The organism is Bradyrhizobium sp. AZCC 2289 (genome assembly GCF_036924615.1).
Classification (GTDB): domain Bacteria; phylum Pseudomonadota; class Alphaproteobacteria; order Rhizobiales; family Xanthobacteraceae; genus Bradyrhizobium.
This window is the reverse complement of sequence record NZ_JAZHRY010000001.1, coordinates 4500932-4519239: the sequence shown is the minus strand read 5'-3', so window position 1 is coordinate 4519239 and position 18308 is coordinate 4500932. Positions and strand designations below refer to the sequence as shown.

22 protein-coding genes and 1 pseudogene are annotated in these 18308 nt (G+C 61.8%); 11 read left to right on the top strand and 12 right to left on the bottom strand.

Annotated elements, in window-relative coordinates; translation table 11 throughout:
• The first annotated feature begins 35 nt into the window (after positions 1-35).
• Entirely contained in the window at positions 36-239 is a 204-nt protein-coding gene (locus V1289_RS21570) for a hypothetical protein (RefSeq protein WP_334398741.1), read from the top strand.
• A gap of 233 nt (positions 240-472) precedes the next feature.
• Positions 473-637: pseudogene (locus V1289_RS21565) on the top strand (DUF1330 domain-containing protein); the annotation flags it as partial.
• 191 nt (positions 638-828) lie between these two features.
• Here the strand turns inward: V1289_RS21565 and V1289_RS21560 are convergent.
• On the bottom strand, positions 829-1113 hold the full coding sequence (locus V1289_RS21560; RefSeq protein ID WP_334398740.1) for a hypothetical protein: 285 nt from the start codon (positions 1111-1113) through the stop codon (positions 829-831).
• A 146-nt stretch (positions 1114-1259) separates the two neighbouring features.
• Positions 1260-1472 (bottom strand): hypothetical protein, encoded by a 213-nt coding sequence (locus tag V1289_RS21555; protein WP_334398739.1) that lies wholly within the window; start codon positions 1470-1472, stop codon positions 1260-1262.
• A gap of 249 nt (positions 1473-1721) precedes the next feature.
• Here V1289_RS21555 and V1289_RS21550 point away from each other — a divergent pair, with 249 nt between their 5' ends.
• On the top strand, positions 1722-1946 hold the full coding sequence (locus V1289_RS21550) for a hypothetical protein (protein ID WP_334398738.1): 225 nt from the start codon (positions 1722-1724) through the stop codon (positions 1944-1946).
• Between the two features lie 120 nt (positions 1947-2066).
• On the opposite strand, the gene V1289_RS21545 is transcribed toward V1289_RS21550, so the two are convergent.
• On the bottom strand, positions 2067-2393 hold the full coding sequence (locus V1289_RS21545; RefSeq protein ID WP_334398737.1) for a hypothetical protein: 327 nt from the start codon (positions 2391-2393) through the stop codon (positions 2067-2069).
• A gap of 103 nt (positions 2394-2496) precedes the next feature.
• On the opposite strand from V1289_RS21545, the gene V1289_RS21540 reads away from it, so the two are divergent.
• From V1289_RS21540 to V1289_RS21530, 3 genes are all read left to right on the top strand, one after another.
• On the top strand, positions 2497-2895 hold the full coding sequence (locus V1289_RS21540) for a metallopeptidase family protein (RefSeq protein WP_334398736.1): 399 nt from the start codon (positions 2497-2499) through the stop codon (positions 2893-2895).
• A gap of 144 nt (positions 2896-3039) precedes the next feature.
• Positions 3040-3645 carry a 3-isopropylmalate dehydratase small subunit gene (gene leuD, locus V1289_RS21535; protein ID WP_334398735.1) on the top strand — a complete coding sequence of 202 codons (606 nt, stop codon included), beginning with the start codon at positions 3040-3042 and terminating at the stop codon, positions 3643-3645.
• Between the two features lie 29 nt (positions 3646-3674).
• The gene (locus tag V1289_RS21530; RefSeq protein ID WP_334398734.1) at positions 3675-4460 is read left to right on the top strand and encodes a hypothetical protein; all 786 of its coding nucleotides are present in this window, start codon (positions 3675-3677) and stop codon (positions 4458-4460) included.
• Between the two features lie 55 nt (positions 4461-4515).
• Here the strand turns inward: V1289_RS21530 and V1289_RS21525 are convergent, their stop codons facing one another.
• Entirely contained in the window at positions 4516-5394 is an 879-nt protein-coding gene (locus V1289_RS21525; RefSeq protein WP_334398733.1) for an HpcH/HpaI aldolase/citrate lyase family protein, read from the bottom strand.
• Between the two features lie 153 nt (positions 5395-5547).
• Between V1289_RS21525 and V1289_RS21520 the strand changes: the two genes are divergently transcribed.
• Positions 5548-6204, top strand: a complete 657-nt coding sequence (locus tag V1289_RS21520) for a carbonic anhydrase (protein ID WP_334407602.1) — start codon at positions 5548-5550, stop codon at positions 6202-6204.
• 5 nt (positions 6205-6209) lie between these two features.
• On the opposite strand, the gene V1289_RS21515 is transcribed toward V1289_RS21520, so the two are convergent.
• Entirely contained in the window at positions 6210-6764 is a 555-nt protein-coding gene (locus V1289_RS21515; RefSeq protein WP_334398732.1) for a TIGR00645 family protein, read from the bottom strand.
• Between the two features lie 147 nt (positions 6765-6911).
• Entirely contained in the window at positions 6912-7946 is a 1035-nt protein-coding gene (locus tag V1289_RS21510) for an aspartate-semialdehyde dehydrogenase (protein ID WP_334398731.1), read from the bottom strand.
• A 117-nt stretch (positions 7947-8063) separates the two neighbouring features.
• On the opposite strand from V1289_RS21510, the gene V1289_RS21505 reads away from it, so the two are divergent.
• A complete protein-coding gene (locus V1289_RS21505) occupies positions 8064-8867 on the top strand; it encodes a hypothetical protein (protein ID WP_334398730.1) in 804 nt (267 codons plus the stop codon).
• A 189-nt stretch (positions 8868-9056) separates the two neighbouring features.
• Complete coding sequence (locus tag V1289_RS21500; protein WP_074271961.1) at positions 9057-9443, top strand: hypothetical protein; 387 nt, start codon at positions 9057-9059, stop codon at positions 9441-9443.
• Positions 9444-9877: 434 nt separating this feature from the next.
• Here V1289_RS21500 and V1289_RS21495 read toward each other — a convergent pair whose 3' ends face one another.
• Together V1289_RS21495 and leuB are read right to left on the bottom strand one after the other, a co-directional pair.
• Entirely contained in the window at positions 9878-11032 is a 1155-nt protein-coding gene (locus V1289_RS21495; RefSeq protein ID WP_334398367.1) for an IS110 family transposase, read from the bottom strand.
• Between the two features lie 86 nt (positions 11033-11118).
• Entirely contained in the window at positions 11119-12231 is a 1113-nt protein-coding gene (gene leuB, locus V1289_RS21490) for a 3-isopropylmalate dehydrogenase (RefSeq protein ID WP_334398729.1), read from the bottom strand.
• A 271-nt stretch (positions 12232-12502) separates the two neighbouring features.
• Here leuB and V1289_RS21485 point away from each other — a divergent pair, with 271 nt between their 5' ends.
• Positions 12503-13702, top strand: coding sequence for a YbfB/YjiJ family MFS transporter (locus V1289_RS21485; RefSeq protein ID WP_334398728.1), 1200 nt, complete (start codon positions 12503-12505; stop codon positions 13700-13702).
• Positions 13703-13807: 105 nt separating this feature from the next.
• Positions 13808-13999: a hypothetical protein gene (locus tag V1289_RS21480; protein WP_442896048.1), complete on the top strand. Its 192-nt coding sequence runs from the start codon at positions 13808-13810 to the stop codon at positions 13997-13999.
• On the opposite strand, the gene V1289_RS21475 is transcribed toward V1289_RS21480, so the two are convergent.
• The 4 genes from V1289_RS21475 to V1289_RS21460 form a co-directional block, all read right to left on the bottom strand.
• Positions 13975-14760, bottom strand: a complete 786-nt coding sequence (locus V1289_RS21475; RefSeq protein WP_334398727.1) for a molybdopterin-dependent oxidoreductase — start codon at positions 14758-14760, stop codon at positions 13975-13977. The two genes, V1289_RS21480 and V1289_RS21475, sit on opposite strands and share 25 nt — an antisense overlap.
• Before the next feature lie 13 nt (positions 14761-14773).
• Positions 14774-15406 carry a cytochrome b/b6 domain-containing protein gene (locus V1289_RS21470; protein ID WP_334398726.1) on the bottom strand — a complete coding sequence of 211 codons (633 nt, stop codon included), beginning with the start codon at positions 15404-15406 and terminating at the stop codon, positions 14774-14776.
• Between the two features lie 147 nt (positions 15407-15553).
• Positions 15554-16108 carry a fasciclin domain-containing protein gene (locus V1289_RS21465; protein WP_334398725.1) on the bottom strand — a complete coding sequence of 185 codons (555 nt, stop codon included), beginning with the start codon at positions 16106-16108 and terminating at the stop codon, positions 15554-15556.
• 1364 nt (positions 16109-17472) lie between these two features.
• Positions 17473-18228, bottom strand: a complete 756-nt coding sequence (locus V1289_RS21460; protein WP_334407600.1) for a class I SAM-dependent methyltransferase — start codon at positions 18226-18228, stop codon at positions 17473-17475.
• Between the last annotated feature and the right edge of the window lie 80 nt (positions 18229-18308).

Sequence of the window (18308 nt, the reverse complement as noted above, 5' to 3'; positions counted from 1 at the left end):
CTTGCGGAAAGAATTCTTTCGCGAGGGAGCGTGCCATGGCCGACAAGCCGGAATTCGTCGATATGATCAGCGAGGCGACGCGCCAGAGCAGGCGCAAGTTGCCGCGCATCGTCGACCTCGCGCCGGTCAAGGAAACCTCGCGCCTCAGCCACTGGCCTCCGGATCGCTGGGAACAGTGGCGGATGGAGACGCTGACGCCGTGGAAACTGAAACGCTGGAAATTCAAGAATTGGGATTGAACCCGCGTTTCGGATTCGAGCGCCCGCAAAGCAAATAGTCGTCATGGCCGGGCTTCGTCCCGGCCATCCACGTCTTAGCCTCACCAAAAAACTTAAGACGTGGATGCCCGGGACATCTAGCGCGAAGACGCGCTTCTGCCCGGGCATGACGAAGAGTAAGTAACAACCGTTCCCGCGCTCTCGTTAGTCTCGCCAATAGCGGTAATGGTGCCAGCGGTGGTGCCGCCTATGACCGTTACCAGGCGCGGTTCTTCGACGTGTTCAGGAAATTCAGCGGCCGGCTGCTCTCGGCGGACGAAACGCCTTCCGTGCTGGAAGGCGTGTGGGACCGCGACAAGCTTGTCCTGATGTCGTTTCCCGACGAGGCCGCGTTCCACGCGAGCGCATTTTCCGGCTAAGTGGAAGCCGGTTAGCCGCCCGAAAATGCGCTCCTTAATTTATTTGCGCGTATTCTGGTCGCAAAACCGACGTCCACTTTTGCGGAATACGCGCTAGCAGACTCGCCGGAATATCTCGAGATTTCGAAAGATCGCAAAGCCGGCGCGCAAGGCGTCGTGCTGTTGGCGAAGGGATTTGCAATCCTAATCCATCACCACCAGAACGGCCCAAACCCGAAGCCGAACACGAACGGCGCCGGGGCGTAATACGGGTACGGGCGATAGTAGTAAGGCCGCGCGTAATAGGAAGGATAGGGCCGGTAATAGCCGTAGTGATGATAACGCCGGTAATGACGGCGCGCGCTGATATCGGTCGCTCCGGATGCGCCGGCGGTTTGCGCCTTCATCTGCGGCGCCGCCGCCGCCGGATTGATTGCTGCCGGGCCGGCAAACGCCAGCACGCCTGCGACAACCGCCGCTCCGATCAAACTCCTCATGAACGAGTTCCTCATGCTGATACAGGCTCTAATTCAAATCGCCGAATAACGTGCATCAATCGTGCCGGATTCATCGCAGCGATGCGCGAGACGAAAACAGGCCCGCGTCGAACGGGCCTGTTGATCTTATGCGCGCAAGGAAGCGATCACCAGCGGCGCCAGTGCCGATGATGGTGCCCGTGATGATGATGATGGTACCGCCCCCATCGCACCTCGGTGGTTGCCGGTTTGGCATCCTGCTGGACCGCCGCGGCGGCGCCGGGATTGCTGAGCGACAGCGCTTGGGCGCGCTCGGTCGGAGCGGCCAGGACGAGCAATGCGCCAACGGCGGCAAGCCCCAGAACTTTCGTCACCTGCATATGTAGCCTCCTTGGGTCCACGGATGTCACGCCGGCGCCGAACAGCTCTCATCGTGTAAGCTGCATCGACGCGACGCGGATCACAGACTGAGGTAAGCGACGTGAATGTGGAGTGAACGACAGCGCCGTGAAGATGAATGCGGATCAGGCGAACCCGTTCCGATTTCCGGCCAGCATTTTCGCCTGCGTGCTAAAATCGGCGTAGACTGTCGTCGTATCTTCTGCAGTTCGTTGGCACAGGAGATTGTCATGACGTCTTTTGGCATCTGCGATTGGATATCGCGGGCGGGCTCCGCCGTGATACCGGCCATGGCCGTTTCGCTATCAACCGACACAGCGTTCGCGTCACAAGGCCCCGGCGGCGGTATGGGAACGGCCAGCCCTCTCACCCAACTGGCGATGGCCATCATCGTCTATGGCGCGTCGGCGATCGTGGTGGGCGCGGGGCTCATCGGCGCCGCGCGCGGGCGATAGAGCATTATCCTTTGACGCGTTTTCTACCGCAGATACGTCACCACAATCAGCGTAAACTTGATTACGCGAACCGGTATCCATCCCGCATCAAGTGCGGGACAGTCTTCGCTCGAAAACGCTCTAGCCGGGACGCCAGTAGCAGTTCATGCGCGGCGTGATTACGGTGCCGCTCGGGCGGTATTCCTGAACATAGGTCGCGGTGCAGTCGCGCACGGCGTTCGGGCCGGGATTGTAGCGGGGATAGACATCCGGTTCCCATTGGTTCGACCGGTAGATCGGCACGCGCCGCAATGGACGCCGGCGCTGTGAGGAGGCATCCGTGACCGCCGGTGTCGACGCCTGCGTGGTCCGGACCCCCGCCGGCGGCATCTGGGCCTGCGCGGCCGCCGCCGGCAGCAAGAAACCCGCCAGAGCCGCCGATAGCGCAACCTTCCCAATTCGCTTCATGACGCCCACCATAAACCCGTTATCGGGCCGCAACGTCTCCGATTGCAGCGCCAAGGTCAACTGCGCGCGTGAGTCCTTGTCGAACTCAGGCTAAACAGGCCCCATGTGGACATCAGCAAAAGCGCCCTCGCTCGCCGAGATGGAGACGATGGCGCACGAGGTATTTGAGCGCCTGCCGAAGGGTTTTCGCGACCTGTGCGAAGGCGTGATCATCCGCGTCGATGATTTTCCGACCGATGAAGTCCTCGACGAGATGGAGGCCGAGAGCGAATTCGACCTGCTCGGCCTGTTCCAGGGCATCGGCCTGCCGTTCCGCAGCAATGACGACATCGCCCGGCTGCCCAACATGGTCTGGTTGTATCGCCGGCCGATCCTGGATTACTGGGCCGAACACGACGAGACGCTGGGCCATATCGTCCGCCACGTGCTGATCCATGAAATCGGCCACCATTTCGGCCTGTCGGACGCCGATATGGAGGCGATCGAGTCAAGGGCAGGCTGAAGCGTTTTCCAGCGAAGTGGGCACCGGTTCGCGTCAAGAAAACGCGTCAAAACAAAGGCCCCATGCGCAAATTAGCCTTTTGCCCGGGCCCCATTCGCGATAAATAGCGGCCCCTATCCCCTCATTTGGCCGGGAAGTGCATCGATGGACAAGTTCACCACACTGGAAGGCGTTGCGGCGCCGTTGAAGATCATCAATGTCGACACCGACATGATCATCCCGAAGCAGTACCTGAAAACCATCAAGCGCACCGGACTCGGCAAGGGCCTGTTCTCGGAGCAGCGCTACAAGGATGACGGCAGCGAGAATCCGGACTTCATCCTCAACAAGCCGGCCTACCGGAATTCCAAGGTGCTGGTCGCCGGCGACAATTTCGGCTGCGGCTCGAGCCGCGAGCATGCACCCTGGGCGCTGTTGGATTTCGGCATCCGCTGCGTGATCTCGACCTCGTTCGGCGACATCTTCTACAACAACTGCTTCAAGAACGGCATTTTGCCGATCCGCGTTACCCAGGACGACCTCGACAAATTGTTCGACGACGCCGAGCGCGGCGCCAACGCGACGCTGTCCATCGACCTCGCCAAACAGGAAATCCGCGGCCCCGACGGCGGCACGGTGAAATTCGAGATCGATCCGTTCCGCAAGCACTGCCTGCTCAACGGCCTCGACGACATCGGGCTGACCATGGAGAAGAAGTCCTCGATCGACGCCTACGAGGAAAAGGCCAGGACCGCGCGCGCCTGGGCTTAATTCCAATACCCCTTCTTGGAAGGTGACGCATGCGTCCTGACGTCGTCACCTTCTGGCATGGGCCGCTCGACAGGCTCCGGCAAACCTGCCTGCGATCGCAGGTCGCCGCCGGCCACAAGGTCACCGTTTACAGCTTCGATACCATCCCGGGCCTGCCCGACGGCGTCGGCAATGCCGAGGCCGAGGCGATCCTGCCGCACGCATTTTCCGAAAGGCTGCGCCCGCCGCAACCCGACGGCTCGTGGCGCGACTGGACCACGTTGCAATTCAGCGATTTTTTCCGGATGCGGCTGATGGCCGAGAGCGCCGGCCTGTGGCTCGATGCCGACGTGCTGCTGCTCAAACCGGTCGAGCTTGATGTGACAAAACCCTATTTCGCCTGGGAGCGGCCGCGCCAGCTCGGCAATTCGGTTTTGTATCTGCCGTCCCGCGATCCGATCGTGACGGCGTTCGAAAACCTGCTGGCGCAGGACGAACTGACGCCGGACTGGCTGGCGCTGCGCCACCGCCTGACCTTCGCGCTGCGACGCTTGGGCGGTGGATCGAACCGCCTCTCCGACATTCGCGTCGCGATCTTTGGTCCGGCCGCGCTCACCGCGCTCGCCCGTCGCGCCGGTGAATTGCAGTACGCGTTGCCGAAACAATCGTTTTACGCCGTGCATGCCGAGCCGGGATTGTTTTTCGAGCCAACGGATTTTTCGAAGTTGCTCGCTGACCTCGACATCATCGGCCTGCACGTCTCCCCAAAAGGCCGCGGCGGCCAAAGGCCGGTTGCGGGCAGCCTGTATGCATGGGCGGCGGAGAAATTTGCTTGATCCCGTCGTCCCGGCCCATATGCGCAATTGCGCATATGGGCCGGGACGACAGGGGTCAACTCGCCATCGCGGCGATCGCATCCGCGATCGAGATCGTGCGCCTGGCCATATCGGCGTGCAGGCGCTCCACCATCCGCCCGTCGAGTTGGATCGCGCCGCGGGCGGCGTTCTCGGGCAGTTCGAATGCCGCGATGATCTTGCGCGCCTCCGCGACTTCTTCGGCGGGCGGCGTGAAGATCGCATTGCAGGCCTGGATGTGGCTCGGATGAATCAGCGTCTTGCCGTCGAAGCCGAGGTCGCGGCCCTGCGCGCATTCTGTGGCAAATCCGTCGATGTTGCTGATATCGCTGTAGGGTCCGTCGAGAATTTCGAGGCCATGCGCCCGCGTCGCCAGGATGCAATGGGTGATCATCGGGATCATCGCGGCGCGGCCCGGCTGCATGCGTATCCGCGTCTCCCGCGAAATGTCGTTTGGCCCGAACACGAAGCCCGCCAGCCTTGTCTTCGAATCCTTGGCCGCGGCGGCCAATTGATCCGCGTCCAACACCGCGCGTGCGGTCTCGATCATCGCCCAGACCCGGATCGACGCGTCCGCGTTGATGTCGCTGAGCCGGTCGGCGACCGCGTTGAGGTCCGCGACGCTGGAAGTCTTGGGAACCAGGATGCCGTCGGGCCGGGCCTGGCCTGCCATGGTGACGTCATCGACCCACCATGGCGTGTCCAGGCTGTTGACCCGGATCAGCACCTCGCGTTTGCCAAAACCTCTTGCGGCGACCGCCTTGGCGATCTGGTCGCGGGCCAATGCCTTGCCGTCCGGTGCCACCGAATCCTCGAGGTCGAGGATGATGCCGTCAGCCGGCAGGTTGCGCGCTTTTTCCAGCGCCCGCGCGTTGGATCCCGGCATGAACAACAGGCTGCGGCGCGGACGGATCATGGGCTGGTTCCTCGGGGTTTTTTTGAACAAAGCTTATTGTTTGGGCACGATCTTGTCGGGAAATCGCCGCCCGTTTCCGGACCATGCCCCTAACATTTCGGCTTCCGGTCCGAAAGCCTTGTTCCTCTCATCGGCTTATGGTTAGGCATGGCGATGGCATCATTCCCGCAACACCTTATCGACGGCTACCGGGCCTTCACGACACAGCGGCTGCCGACCGAGCAGACGCGCTACCGGGAACTGTCCGAGCGCGGCCAGTCGCCGGCAGTGATGGTGATCGGCTGCTGCGATTCCCGGGTGTCGCCGGAAGTGATCTTCGATGCCGGCCCCGGCGAATTGTTCGTGGTGCGCAACGTCGCCAATCTGGTTCCGGTCTACCAGCCCGACGGCGGCGCGCACGGCGTTTCGGCCGCGCTGGAATATGCGGTCTCGGTGCTGCGTATCAAACATATCGTGGTGCTCGGCCACGCCCAGTGCGGCGGCATCCGTGCCTTCATCGACAATATCGAGCCGTTGTCGCCGGGCGACTTCATCGGCCGCTGGATGTCGATGTTCATCAAGCCCGGCGAGGTCGTCGAGCAGCGCGAGCGCGAAACGATGCAGGAGTTCACGGTCCGGATCGAGAAGGCCGCGATCTTCCGCAGCCTGGAGAATTTAATGACGTTTCCGTTCGTCCGCGCCCTCGTCGAGCGCGGCGAGATGAATTTGCACGGCGCCTATTTCGGCGTGGCCGAAGGCTCGCTGTTCGTGCTCGATCCGGCGGCGAAGGAATTCCGCAGCGCGCGGGAAGAGCTGCAGGCCGGCGAATAATTTCGTTACTCGCCGCCGTGATCGCCGCCGCTCCAGCGGTCGGACATCGCCAGCATGAACGCCGAGACCACGAACACCAGATGCACGCCGACCAGCCAGGCCAGCTTTGAGGGCTCGAACACGGCATCGATGTTCATGAAGGCCTTCAGCACCTGAATCGCGGAAATCGCGACGATCGAGGCCAGTAGCTTTTGCTTCAAGCCGCCGAAATTGACCTTGGTCATCCAATCCGGCCAGTCCGGATGGCCGCCGGGATCAATCTTCGAGACGAAATTCTCGTAACCGGAAAACACCACGATCAGGATCAGATTGCCGGTCAGGGAGATGTCGATCAGCGACAGCACGCCAAGGATGATGTCGGATTCCCTGGAGCCCGGCGCGTGGACGATGAACTCCCACAGCACCATGCAGAATTTAAGCAGCAACACCGCGAGGCTGACGACGAGGCCGAGATAAAACGGCGCCATCAGCCAGCGGCTGTTGAAGATCAAGCTCTCCAGCCCGCTCTCGACGCGCTTCAGCTTCGGATTGGGCTGATAAGGAGCCGGCTGGTCCGTCATTGCAATTCCGGTTCCGTGCGCATTATCCGCCAAAGTGTGAGCGGTTTGGCGGAAAGATCATGCGGTCTATTATATTTTAGAGCGCGATCGGACGCAAAACCAGCTGCCACTTTTGCTGATCGCGCTCTGCTGTTCTCAGGCCGCCTTTTACGCCGCCTTTTTCTTGGCGCTGATCAGCTTGCGGTTGATCAGGCATTCGGCGATCTGCACCGCGTTCAGCGCGGCGCCCTTGCGCAGGTTGTCCGAGACGCACCACAGCGACAGGCCGTTTTCAACGGTATTGTCCTCGCGGATGCGGCTGATATAGGTCGCATCCTCGCCGGCCGCCTCGTAGGGCGTGACGTAGCCGCCGGGCTCGTGCTTGTCGATCACGAGGCAACCCGGCGCGTTGCGCAGGATGTCGCGCGCTTCATCGGCGGTGATCGGATTTTCGAATTCGATATTGACGGCTTCGGAGTGGCCGACGAACACCGGCACCCGCACGCAGGTCGCGGTCAGCCTGATCTTGGGATCAAGAATCTTCTTGGTCTCCATCATCATCTTCCACTCTTCCTTGGTGTAGCCGTCCTCCATGAACACGTCGATCTCGGGGATGACGTTGAAGGCGATACGCTTGGGGAACTTCTTATTGATCAGTTCGCTGTTGGTGTAGACGGCCTTGGTCTGCGAAAACAGTTCGTCCATCGCGTCCTTGCCGGCGCCCGAGACCGATTGATAGGTCGCGACCACGACGCGCTTGATGGTGGCCTTGTCGTGCAGCGGCTTCAGCGCGACCACGAGCTGCGCGGTCGAGCAATTCGGATTGGCGATGATGTTCTTCTTGGTGAAGCCACCGACCGCATCCGCGTTCACTTCGGGCACGATCAGCGGCACATCCGGGTCCATCCGCCAGGCCGACGAATTGTCGATCACGACCGCGCCGGCGGCGCCGATCTTCGGCGACCATTCCTTCGACACCGCGCCGCCCGCCGACATCAGGCAGATATCGACGTCGGAGAAATCGTAATGCTCGAGCGCTTTGACCTTCAGGGTGCGGTCGCCATACGAAACTTCCACGCCCACGCTGCGGCGTGACGCCAGCGCCACCACCTCGTCGGCGGGGAATTTACGTTCGTCGAGAATGTTGAGCATTTCCCGCCCGACATTGCCGGTCGCTCCGACCAGCGCGACTTTGTAACCCATCGTTCACTCTCCGAAGAAAAATGCCTCGCCTCCGCCGGCAGCGGAAAGGGAGAAGGCAGCGCTTCTATGCGAGAAACGCGCTTAAGACAACGTTTGACCTTGGCGTTTGGGCGTTTGATGCATTCGTTTGAGGCCGATCCGGCCAATTTCCATTATACGACCAGAATTCACCCGGCGCTCACCAGCTTCACCGACGAAGTCTGCGGCACGCTGGCGCGGCTGATTGCCTATGTGGTGATGCTGGCGCTGCTTGCCATCGGCGGCATCTATTTCTGGGAACAGTTGCCGGATGCGGTGGCGACGGAGCCCCCCGCAAGGGGTAGCTGGGGCCTGGCCAGCCGTTCGGCGCCGGTGTTCGCCATCAGCAGATTCGATTCGCAAGATAAGACAGAGGCTTACGCGATTTTTCGGCATCCCGAGGGCGGCCGCAAGGACCTGTTCCGCTGGACTCAGGACAAAAAGCCGATTGCTGAGCTCGAAATCTACCGTCCGGGCGGCGAATTGAATCAGGCGGGACCCGCGATCGCCGAAATCGCCGCGCGAATGGATTCGGAAGGCACGCGCCAGCTTGAGGCCGCCGGCATCATCGACAGCAAGTTCGGCACCGTGACCCTGCTTCGCCTCGTCGGCGGCGTGGATACCGCACGCTCCTGCCTCGGATACATCAAACGCGTCGATGATCCCAATTTCCGGATCTCCGGCTGGTCGTGCCAGGGCGATAATTTGGCGGCCCGCCGCGCCGCGATTTCCTGCATGCTGAACCGGCTGGTGCTGCTGACCGCCGGAAATGACCCGAAACTGGCCGAATTATTTGCCCATGCCGAACTCAGGCGCAGCGATTGTTCGCTCTCGGCCGCGCCGGCCCTGTCGGCTGATTGGGTGACCGGCGCTGAAAACCCGCGGTTGCGGGGCGCCTTCTAGCCTTTATTTTGACGCGTTTCCGTCGGCCAAGATACTGGTTTTCATGCAACTTTTTCGCTTCACCCGTCATTATTGTGATCCGGTGTGGCGCAATTGACCTAGTGCCGATAGGCCCGCCGCGGCTACAATGAACGCCAATCGGCTTTTGGCGATCTGCCAGCCCCCAAAGGGCTAAACGACGAGGATGCGATGACTTGGAAATTCACTGCTGCGAGCAAGCTCGCGGTGTTCGCTGCAGCAGCAGTCGTTGTAGTTGGATTTAGCGTTACCCCGGCCAGCGCGCAGACCAAGCATCAGTACGACAAGGACGGCCGCCCCTATTACGGCGCCAACGGTCCCAACCGGTCCTACCAGCAGGGGCCTCGCACCCGCGTCTACATCACCACGCGCTCGTGGCTTGACGCCGGCACCGAAGTTTTGCCGGGCGACCGCAAGTTCACCGACTACGCCTTCCCGCCGGCGATCGGGTACCCGTCGTTCGCGCGCGAGAACCGCAACCGCCCGATCGACCGCCAGCCGCTCAACCCGCCGTCGGACCTTGGCGGCTATTATCCGACGACGTTCCCGCTGTATTGAGTTAGCGAAAATGTAGGGTGGGTAAAGCGAAGCGTGCCCACCGCCGACGATTGATGGTGGGCACGGCGCAAGGGCGCCTTTGCCCACCCTCATATGAGGCCTTTTGAGTCAAGCGTCGCGCCGGAGGCTCGGGTTTAATTTTTGGTGTTCGGCGTAGAGGCGGCGCGCGGAGCCATGCGTAGCGCAGCGTGCCGCCGCGGTCGAGGCGCTCAGGGACTGGCTTCCGGCGATTTATGCAGCAGCTCACTGCATCACCTCATATCCGGTCGGACCGCTTTGGCCCGTACCCACATTCCGCATACTTGCGGCGAGGAAGCCATGAGGATGAGACCCATCTACGAAACAGCCTGTTTTTGGCCCAAGGGTGGCACGGTCACCATCCATCCCGCGCTGACCGCGGCAGATGCCGCGACGCCGACGCGTTGGTTGAAAGTTTAGACCTCTGCCGTCTTGAGCATCGCTCCCTCGGGTACAAGGCCGGTTGTGAGATAGTGCCAGAGCGCCACGATCAGCTTGCGCGCCAAGGCCACGATGGCGACGCGCTTGATGCGCTTGCTGGCATTGAGTGTGCGTCGCCGATACTCCTGGGTGAGTTTGCTGTCCGGCTGATGTCGCAGCCACAGCCAGGCCATCTCGATCGCGGCGCAACGGGCGCGCGGGTTGCCCGCCTTGCTGATCCCTTGGTCGCGATCGATCCCGCCGCTCTGCCATGGACTGGGCGTTAGTCCGAAATAGCTCGCGACCTCACGCCGATTGCGAAAGTCCTTGTAGAACACCTCGTTGGTCAGCGTCGTTGTGAACGCCGGGCCGAGGCTTTTGAGCCGGAGCAAGAGTTCGCTGCGCTGTGCCATCTGAGCCGCCGCTGAGGTCAGATCCGCCGGAGCCTGCGCCAGCGCATCAAGCTGCTCGCGCACCAGCATCAGCCGCGCGTGTTCGCGCTTGATCTCGGCCATGATCTGCGGCGGTACCGCCTGGCCTTGCCAGTCCCGCTGCTTCACCAGCCAGGTCAGCCAGTCGTGTCGGCGCGGGTTCCCCACCGCCATGCCCAACAGCCGCAGCAGCGCCTTGATCCGGGTGGTGTGAGCCGTCTGTTCCTTGGTCAGCCGGCCGCGTTCGCGGCTGGCGCGGCGGGCGTCCTCCTGCTCGGGGGTCGGCACCCGCACGATCCGCACCACCCGCGGCTCGCCGCGCAGGTACGCCATCAGCGTGCGCAGCATCTTCTCGCCATCGATCCGGTCGGTCTTCACCCGCCGCGCCCGCTGATCCACTGCAATACTCGCAGGGTCGAACACGTGGTTCGTGATCCCCGCCGCCATCAGAAGCCGATGCAGCCAAAACCCGTCGTAGCCCGCCTCATAGCAACTCACCACCGCCGGGACCGCTCCCAGCGTTCGCGCTGCCCGCTCACGCATCCGCTCGATCAGCGTCAGCAAGCCGACATGATCGCCGCCCTCCAGCTTATGGTGGGATATCTTATCCTTGTCCGGGCAGTGCATCGTCACTAGCCAACTCCTCTGGCTCAGTTCGATCGCTACAAAAATCGTGCTAACATTGCTCTTGATGGGCGTGCTTACGTGGGATGCTTGCATCTGACGTCTCCGCGGGTTCGAGTGTGGAAACCCAAACCTAGCGGATGCACGCCCATCGCCACATGGAATCTACGACCCGTATGCTCCTACGCGTGCAGCTTCTGCAATTCTTTCAAGATCGCCTCGCCCATCTGCGTGGTGCTGGCAGCCGTCGTGCCCTCGGACTTGATGTCCGCGGTGCGCAAACCGCTGGCGAGCACGGCGGCGATCGCGGCATCGACCTTGTCGGCCAGCGCGCCCATGTCGAAGGAATAGCGCAGCGCCATGCCGAACGACGAGATCATCGCGATCGGATTGGCGAGGCCTTTGCCTGCGATATCCGGCGCCGAGCCGTGCACCGGCTCGAACAGCGAGCGGCGCTTTTTGGTCTTGGCATCGACTTCGCCGAGCGAGGCCGACGGCAGCATGCCGAGCGAACCCGTCAGCATCGCCGCGATATCCGAGAGCATATCGCCAAACAGATTGTCGGTGACGATGACGTCGAACTGCTTTGGTGCCTTCACCAGATTCATGCCGCCGGAATCAGCGAGCTGATGCTCCAGCGTGACATCCTTGTATTCGCGCGCGTGCACCTGCGTCACCACCTCATTCCAGAGCACGCCTGACTTCATGACGTTGCGCTTTTCCATCGAGGTCACCTTGTTGCGGCGCTTGCGCGCCAGGTCGAAGGCGACGCGGGCGATGCGCTCGATCTCGTAGGTGTCGTAGACCTGGGTGTCGATGGCGCGCTTCTGGCCGTTGCCGAGGTCGGTGATGGTTTTCGGCTCGCCGAAATACACGCCGCCGGTCAATTCGCGCACGATCATGATGTCGAGGCCTTCGACCGCCTCGCGCTTCAGGCTCGAGGCATCGGCCAGCGCCGGATAGCACACCGCCGGGCGCAGATTGGCGAACAGCCCGAGATCCTTGCGCAGCCGCAACAGGCCGGCTTCGGGCCTGACATCGTAGGGCACGCTGTCCCATTTCGGCCCGCCGACCGCACCGAAGATGATGGCGTCGGCGGCCTTCGCCTTGGCCATATCGCCTTCGCTGATCGAGACCTTGTGCGCGTCATAGGCCGACCCGCCGACCAGCCCCCGCTCGGTCTCGAAATGCGCAATGCCCTGCGCGTTGAGCCAGTCGATCAGGCGTTGCACCTCCCCCATCACTTCGGGGCCGATGCCGTCGCCGGGCAGAAGCAGCAGTTTATGGGTCGCCATTGATTATTCCTCATATAACTCGTCATGGCCGGGCATAGCCGTCCGAAGGGACGGCGTCGCCTACGCTCGCCTATGCCGGCCATCCACGTCTTGTTTGCAACGAGCGAGAAAGACGTGGATGCCCGGCATAAGGCCGGGCATGACGAAAACGGTGGAAATCCGCGCGGAGTGCTAAAGCGGCGTTGCGCAATTGGCAAGACACCATTGCTGCATGCGCGCCTGTGCAAGCCCGCCCTCGCCTGTCACAATGCGGTTCCTGCCGGAGTACCCCGTGAGAGCCCCCGACCGTCCACCGCCCTATGCGCATCCCGCCCGGCTGATCCTCATTCTGTCGCTGGCGCCGATCATCGGTCTTGGCATCGGCCGCTTCGCCTATGCGCTGGTGCTGCCCGACATGCGCGATTCGCTGCAGTGGTCGTATTCGGCGGCCGGCTTCATGAACACGATCAACGCGGTCGGTTATCTCGCCCGCGCGCTGCTCGCTTCGCGGATGATCCGCCGCCTTGGACTGCCCGGGACCGTGCGCTGGGGAACCCTGGCCGCCATCGCCTCGCTGGTGCTGTGCGCCAGTTCGGGCAATTTCATCGTGTTGAGTTTTGCGCGATTGCTGGCGGGTGTCGGCGCCGCGGGCGGATTCGTCGGCGGCGCAGCACTTGCGGCAACCATCGCGCAGTCGCGTCCCGAACGGGCGAATTTCCTGCTCAGCCTGTTTTACGCCGGGCCCGGGCTCGGCATCCTGTCGTCGGGACTGCTCGCGCCGTTTGTGCTGCAAGCTTTTGGGCCGGGATCGTGGTGGATCGTATGGTGGGCGATGACGCTGTTATCCGCCGTCATGATCATCCCGTTGTTGCTGGCGCCGCTCGATAGCAAAGCCGTGACCGGCCATACGGCGTCGACGCAATTTTCGATCCGGCCGGCGCTGATCTATCTCGTCGGCTATTTCCTGTTCGGCGCCGGCTACATCGCCTACATGACTTTCATGATCGCCTATGTCCGCGACGCCGGCGGCGGTGCGGCGGCGCAGAGCGCGTTCTGGTGCCTGATCGGCCTGAGCGCCTTCGTGACGCCCTGGGTGTGGCGCCGCGTGCTCGCGCTCGACCGCGGCGGGCTGGCCACCACGATCATCCTCGGCGTCAACGCGATCGGCGCGAGCTTACCGATCTTCGGTCACTCGCCGCTATTGCTCGCGATCTCGGCGCTGGTGTTCGGCGTCGCGTTCTTCGCGGTGGTCGGATCGACCACCGCCTTCGTGCGCTTCAACTATCCGCCGTCGTCCTGGCCGACGGCGATCGCGGCCATGACGATTTCGTTCGGGATCGGCCAGACGCTGGGCCCGATCGTGGTCGGCGCGATCACGGACGCGGTGGGCAGCCTGTCGTTCGCGCTGAACGTTTCGGCGGCGATGCTGGCGGCCGGCGCGATTCTGTCGGCGTTTCAACGCAAGCTGGGGCAGACAAAAGTGTCGATCTGACCCCCTCACCCCTTGTCGTGGGGCGATTGAATTAGATCCGAGGCCCGCTATCGTTGGTTCCGGTATACCGCTCGCCGATCCCCGCGTGCCGATGACAACGAGATCATGAAGTCCGTCGCCCAAAGCCGCCGTTTTCTCGCCGGATTGCTCGGTGCGCCGATCGCGAACTCGGCCGCTGAGCGGGCGGCCGAGGCGCTGGATCTGCGCTGCCATTATCAGTTGATCGAGGTGGCTGGCGCCACGCGCGAGGACCTGAAGGTACTGACCGGACTTCAGCTTCCGCTGAACGAATTGTAACCCTGATCTTCCCAGTAGCCGCCCTTGTAGTCGTTGGTGACTTCCATCGAGATCACGTATTTCGGATTCTTGAACCCGAGCTTGGTCGGCACCCGGATCTTCATCGGAAAACCATAGGCGCGCGGCAGGATCTCGTCGGCGAATTTGAACGTCATCTGGGTCTGCGGATGCAGTGCGGTGCGCATGTCCAGCGGCGAGTTGTAGCCGTCCTTGTCGGCGCACTGGAACCAGACATAGTTGGCGCGGGTGTCGGCGCCGACCAGTTTAAGGAAATCGCGCAGCGGCGTGCCGGTCCAGCTTCCGATCGCGCTCCAGCCCTCGACGCAGATATGGCGGGTGACCTGCTTGACCTGCGGCAGCTTGTACAACTCCTCCAGCGTCCACGGCTTCTTGTTGTCGACGAGGCCGCGCACTTCCAGCTTCCATTGCTTGCCGTCGATTTCGGGCGCTTCGTCGACGTCGTAATAGCCGTTGAACGGAAACGGCCTTGTGATCGCGCTTTCCGGGAAAGTGGGGGCCAGCGCGTCGGGATTGAACATCCAGGCCTGCACCCCGTCATTGAACTTCGAGACTTTCTTCAGCATCTCTTCGGCCGAAAAACTGTCCGAGACGTCGCAGCCGGTCAGCAGCGTCAGCGCACCCAGGCTGGCGCCGCTGGTAATGAAACGCCGGCGCGTCAGGTCCGGCATCGCCTTGGCGGCGTCCCTGACCAACAACTTCTTGTCGACCCCGGGGATCAACAGCGATCGCATACGGCCCATAACGATTCTCCTCTTAGCGTCCGATGATCATGGCGCGCAGGCTCTTCGGCACTAGCACCGCGAGCGCGACATGGACCACCAGGAAAGCGACGATCAAAGACATGCAGATGAAGTGGACGTAGCGCGCGACGTCGTAGCCGCCGAACAGCGCCGTCAGCCATTGCAACTGCACGGGTTTCCAGATCGACAGGCCCGAGAGCACGATGACGACACCGACCACGATGATGCCGGCATAGAGCAGCTTCTGCACATTGTTGTATTTGCTGAGGTCATCATGCGCGAGTTTGAACGTCAGCGCGGCCTTGGTATCCGAGATCACGCCCGCCGGCGTGATCGGCAGCAGCTTCTTGCGGAAGCGGCCGGTGGCAAAACCCAGCGCAAGATAGATCAGGCCATTGACCATCAGCAGCCACATCGCGGCAAAGTGCCACAGCAGCGCGCCGCCGAGCCAGCCGCCGAGGGTAATGCTGCTGGAAAACCGGAAATCGAACAGCGGCGAGGCGTTGTAGATCTGCCAGCCCGACATGATCATCACCACCATCGCCACCGCATTGGTCCAATGCAGGGCCCGCACCCAGGCCGGCTGAATGATTTTGGCGGCCTTGGCGGCGCCGACTTGCTCGTCGCTGACTGTGAGGCTGGACATGGCTTTTCCGTCGCTATCGTCGATACCGGTTTATACGCCGGGAACCGGGTTTCCGTTACTGCCTTGCAGGCTATCAGTTTGATACATGGGGCCTATCGTGGTCACAAAAAAGCGAGCCGGGCTGCCCCGGCTCGCTTCCTGCCGGGATCAGGACGCCGGCATCAGCACGGTGTCGACCACATGGATCACGCCGTTCGACTGATTGACGTTCGAGATCGTCACCATCGAGGAACCGCCCTTGGCGTCGATGATCCAGACCTTGCCGTCCTGGTGCTTCACCGTCAGTTCCTCGCCCTCGGCGGTCTTGAGCTTCTTGCCGTCGGTGAGGTCGGAAGCCGCGAGCTTGCCGGGCACGACATGGTAGGTCAGGATCTTGGTCAGGGTCGCCTTGTTCTCCGGCTTGACCAGGCTGTCGACGGTGCCGGCCGGCAGCTTGCCGAAGGCGGTGTTGGTCGGCGCGAACACCGTGAACGGGCCCTTGCCTTCCAGTGTTTCGACCAGGCCGGCGGCGTTCACCGCGGCAACCAGCGTGGTGTGGTCCTTCGAGTTGACGGCGTTCTGAATGATGTTCCTGGAGGGGAACATCGCGGCGCCGCCGACCATCACGGTCTTTTCCTGCGCGCTGACCGGCGCGGTGATGGTGGCCGTGAGCGCCAGCACGCTGAAGGCGGCGGCGGACAAAAATGCAATACGCTTTGACATGGGTCGTCTCCCGATGAGTGAGGTGACCGGCGGGTCATCCGCCGGTATTGAAACAACGAGGCTGGTCGATTGACCTTGCGTCGTCGTTGGCCGAGCTACGGGAGGGTTTCGGGGCGGTTTCGGCGAATAAATTATCGTGATCTCTGAAACTATTTTTCGGGGAGGCCGTGGGGCCGGCCCCATTTGAGGGAGCCGTCATTGCGAGCCACCGGGTCGCGCGAACGCGCGCCCGATGACAGGCTCCGCGAAGCAATCCATCGCGCCGCGCAAAGGAAGAATGGATTGCCGCGTCGCTTCGCTCCTCGCAATGACGGTGCCCATATATGACCTCGCGATCCCGCGGCGCGATGCACCCGGGTTATGCATGAAAGCTCCCTCGAAAAAGAGGGAGCGGGGAATGCCGGATGCACGCTGCACCCGCGGTCTCGTGTGCAAAATTGTGCAAAGAAAACGCACACGAGCATACAGGTTCAGCGGAGGCGATCCGGCATTCCCTGCGCAATGGCTTTACGGCTTATGCCGTGCTCTCCCCGGCGAGCGAATTCGTCTTGTCACCGTCGCTGCCGGCTTGACGGCACTTCCGATCCGGCTGGATCGAACTCACCACCGACAGCTTGGCACCAGCAACGGGTGTCGGGACCACACGGTTTTGCCGTACGCTGAAAGCGCCGTTCGTCCTGCGCGCTGTTGTTCACTCGCGACAGATCGCCCTGTGAACAAACCTGCGCGCCCGACGCTGCCGCGTCCACCGCATCCCATCCCAACGTTCGTGACGATGGCCAACGCCCCTCATAAGGGATGAGACGGCGGGGTTTATAGTTTTGATTTGCCCGACGTGTTAAGCGAAATATTTTTGCGAGAAGGGCTAGACAGCATTTTGCTGATTTGCCCGTCGGGCAGTGAGTAGGATGGGTAGAGCGAAGCGAAACCCATCATCTTCACAAACTGCATCTGAATCTCTCGAACAGCTGCGCGGTAGGCAAGGCGATCAAGACACAGGGAGGCCACGGGCATCGAGATGCATGACATTGCCCCTGGCCGATATCCCGTCTGTCTCATCCCTGCGATGGAGCCGCTGGGCAAATTGATCGCCGCATCTGCCTTGCGAGGCTGCCAAAGAGTTTTGCGTTTTCGGACATTTCGCGGATGTGGGTTTGAAGGAGGGCAAGGCCCTCCTCGAGCGCCGCAAATTGCTCAAAGAACTGTTCCTCGGTGATCTCCTGTTCCGGGAAACTGCCCCTGCTTTTGACGTGAGCGTCGAAAAAACATTTCATGATGATACTCCTTTGTATCGGATTGAGCCGTGTGCCTACACGTCCCGGCAAACCGAACTCTGCACGCTCGGCCGCGTGTGTGCGCCTGTGTCAGGCCGTCACGGTCACGCGCAGGAATGTCGCCGGAATGGTGGTGGCATCCTTGCCTGGGCTTGTGTTCTGGCTGTTAAACAGCACTTCCAGCTCCTTCTGCAGATCACCGGCCCGACCGTTGTTTTCTGCGGCCTCGAATGCATTCATGGTTGGTCCGTAGTATTTTCTGAATGCATCGACGAACTCTGACGGTGCGGCAGGAAAGTTGAAGGTATAGGTGTCTCTGACGAAAGATATTCTTTCTTTTGGTATCCCGGCGCCTGCAAATCGCTCTGTCACGTTATTCTCGATCCCCCACGTCGCAGGGCTGATGAAACCTTCCGGCGGTGGCGGCGAATATGCCGCACTGATCTTCAGGATTTGCGCCACCAATGTGGGATCATCCGGAATCCAATTCCCCATAACGATTCGCCCTCCGGGGCGGGTGACGCGCACCATCTCCCTGGCGACATCAAACGGCTTTGGCGCAAACATGGCCCCAAACACGCTGACGACGAGATCGAAAGAATTATCCTTCCATTCGTGCAGATTGGATGCGTCGCCTTCCTGAAACCTGCAGTTCGCGAGGCCTGCCTTCCTGGCGCGGATGTTGCCGGCCGCAACGAGGTTCGCTGCAATATCGACGCCCAGGACATCGGCTCCGAGCCGCGCCTCCGGCAATGCCGTCGTTCCATCGCCGCACCCAAGATCAAGCACTTTGAGCCCTTTTGTAATTCCGAGGCTCTTGACGAAAGCTTCTCCGCTCTCGCGCATGCTCGCCGAAATGCGGGTAAAGTCGCCTTTTTCCCACAGCGCTTTATTTGGATTCATTGAAACCCTCCTTCTCTGTCGCT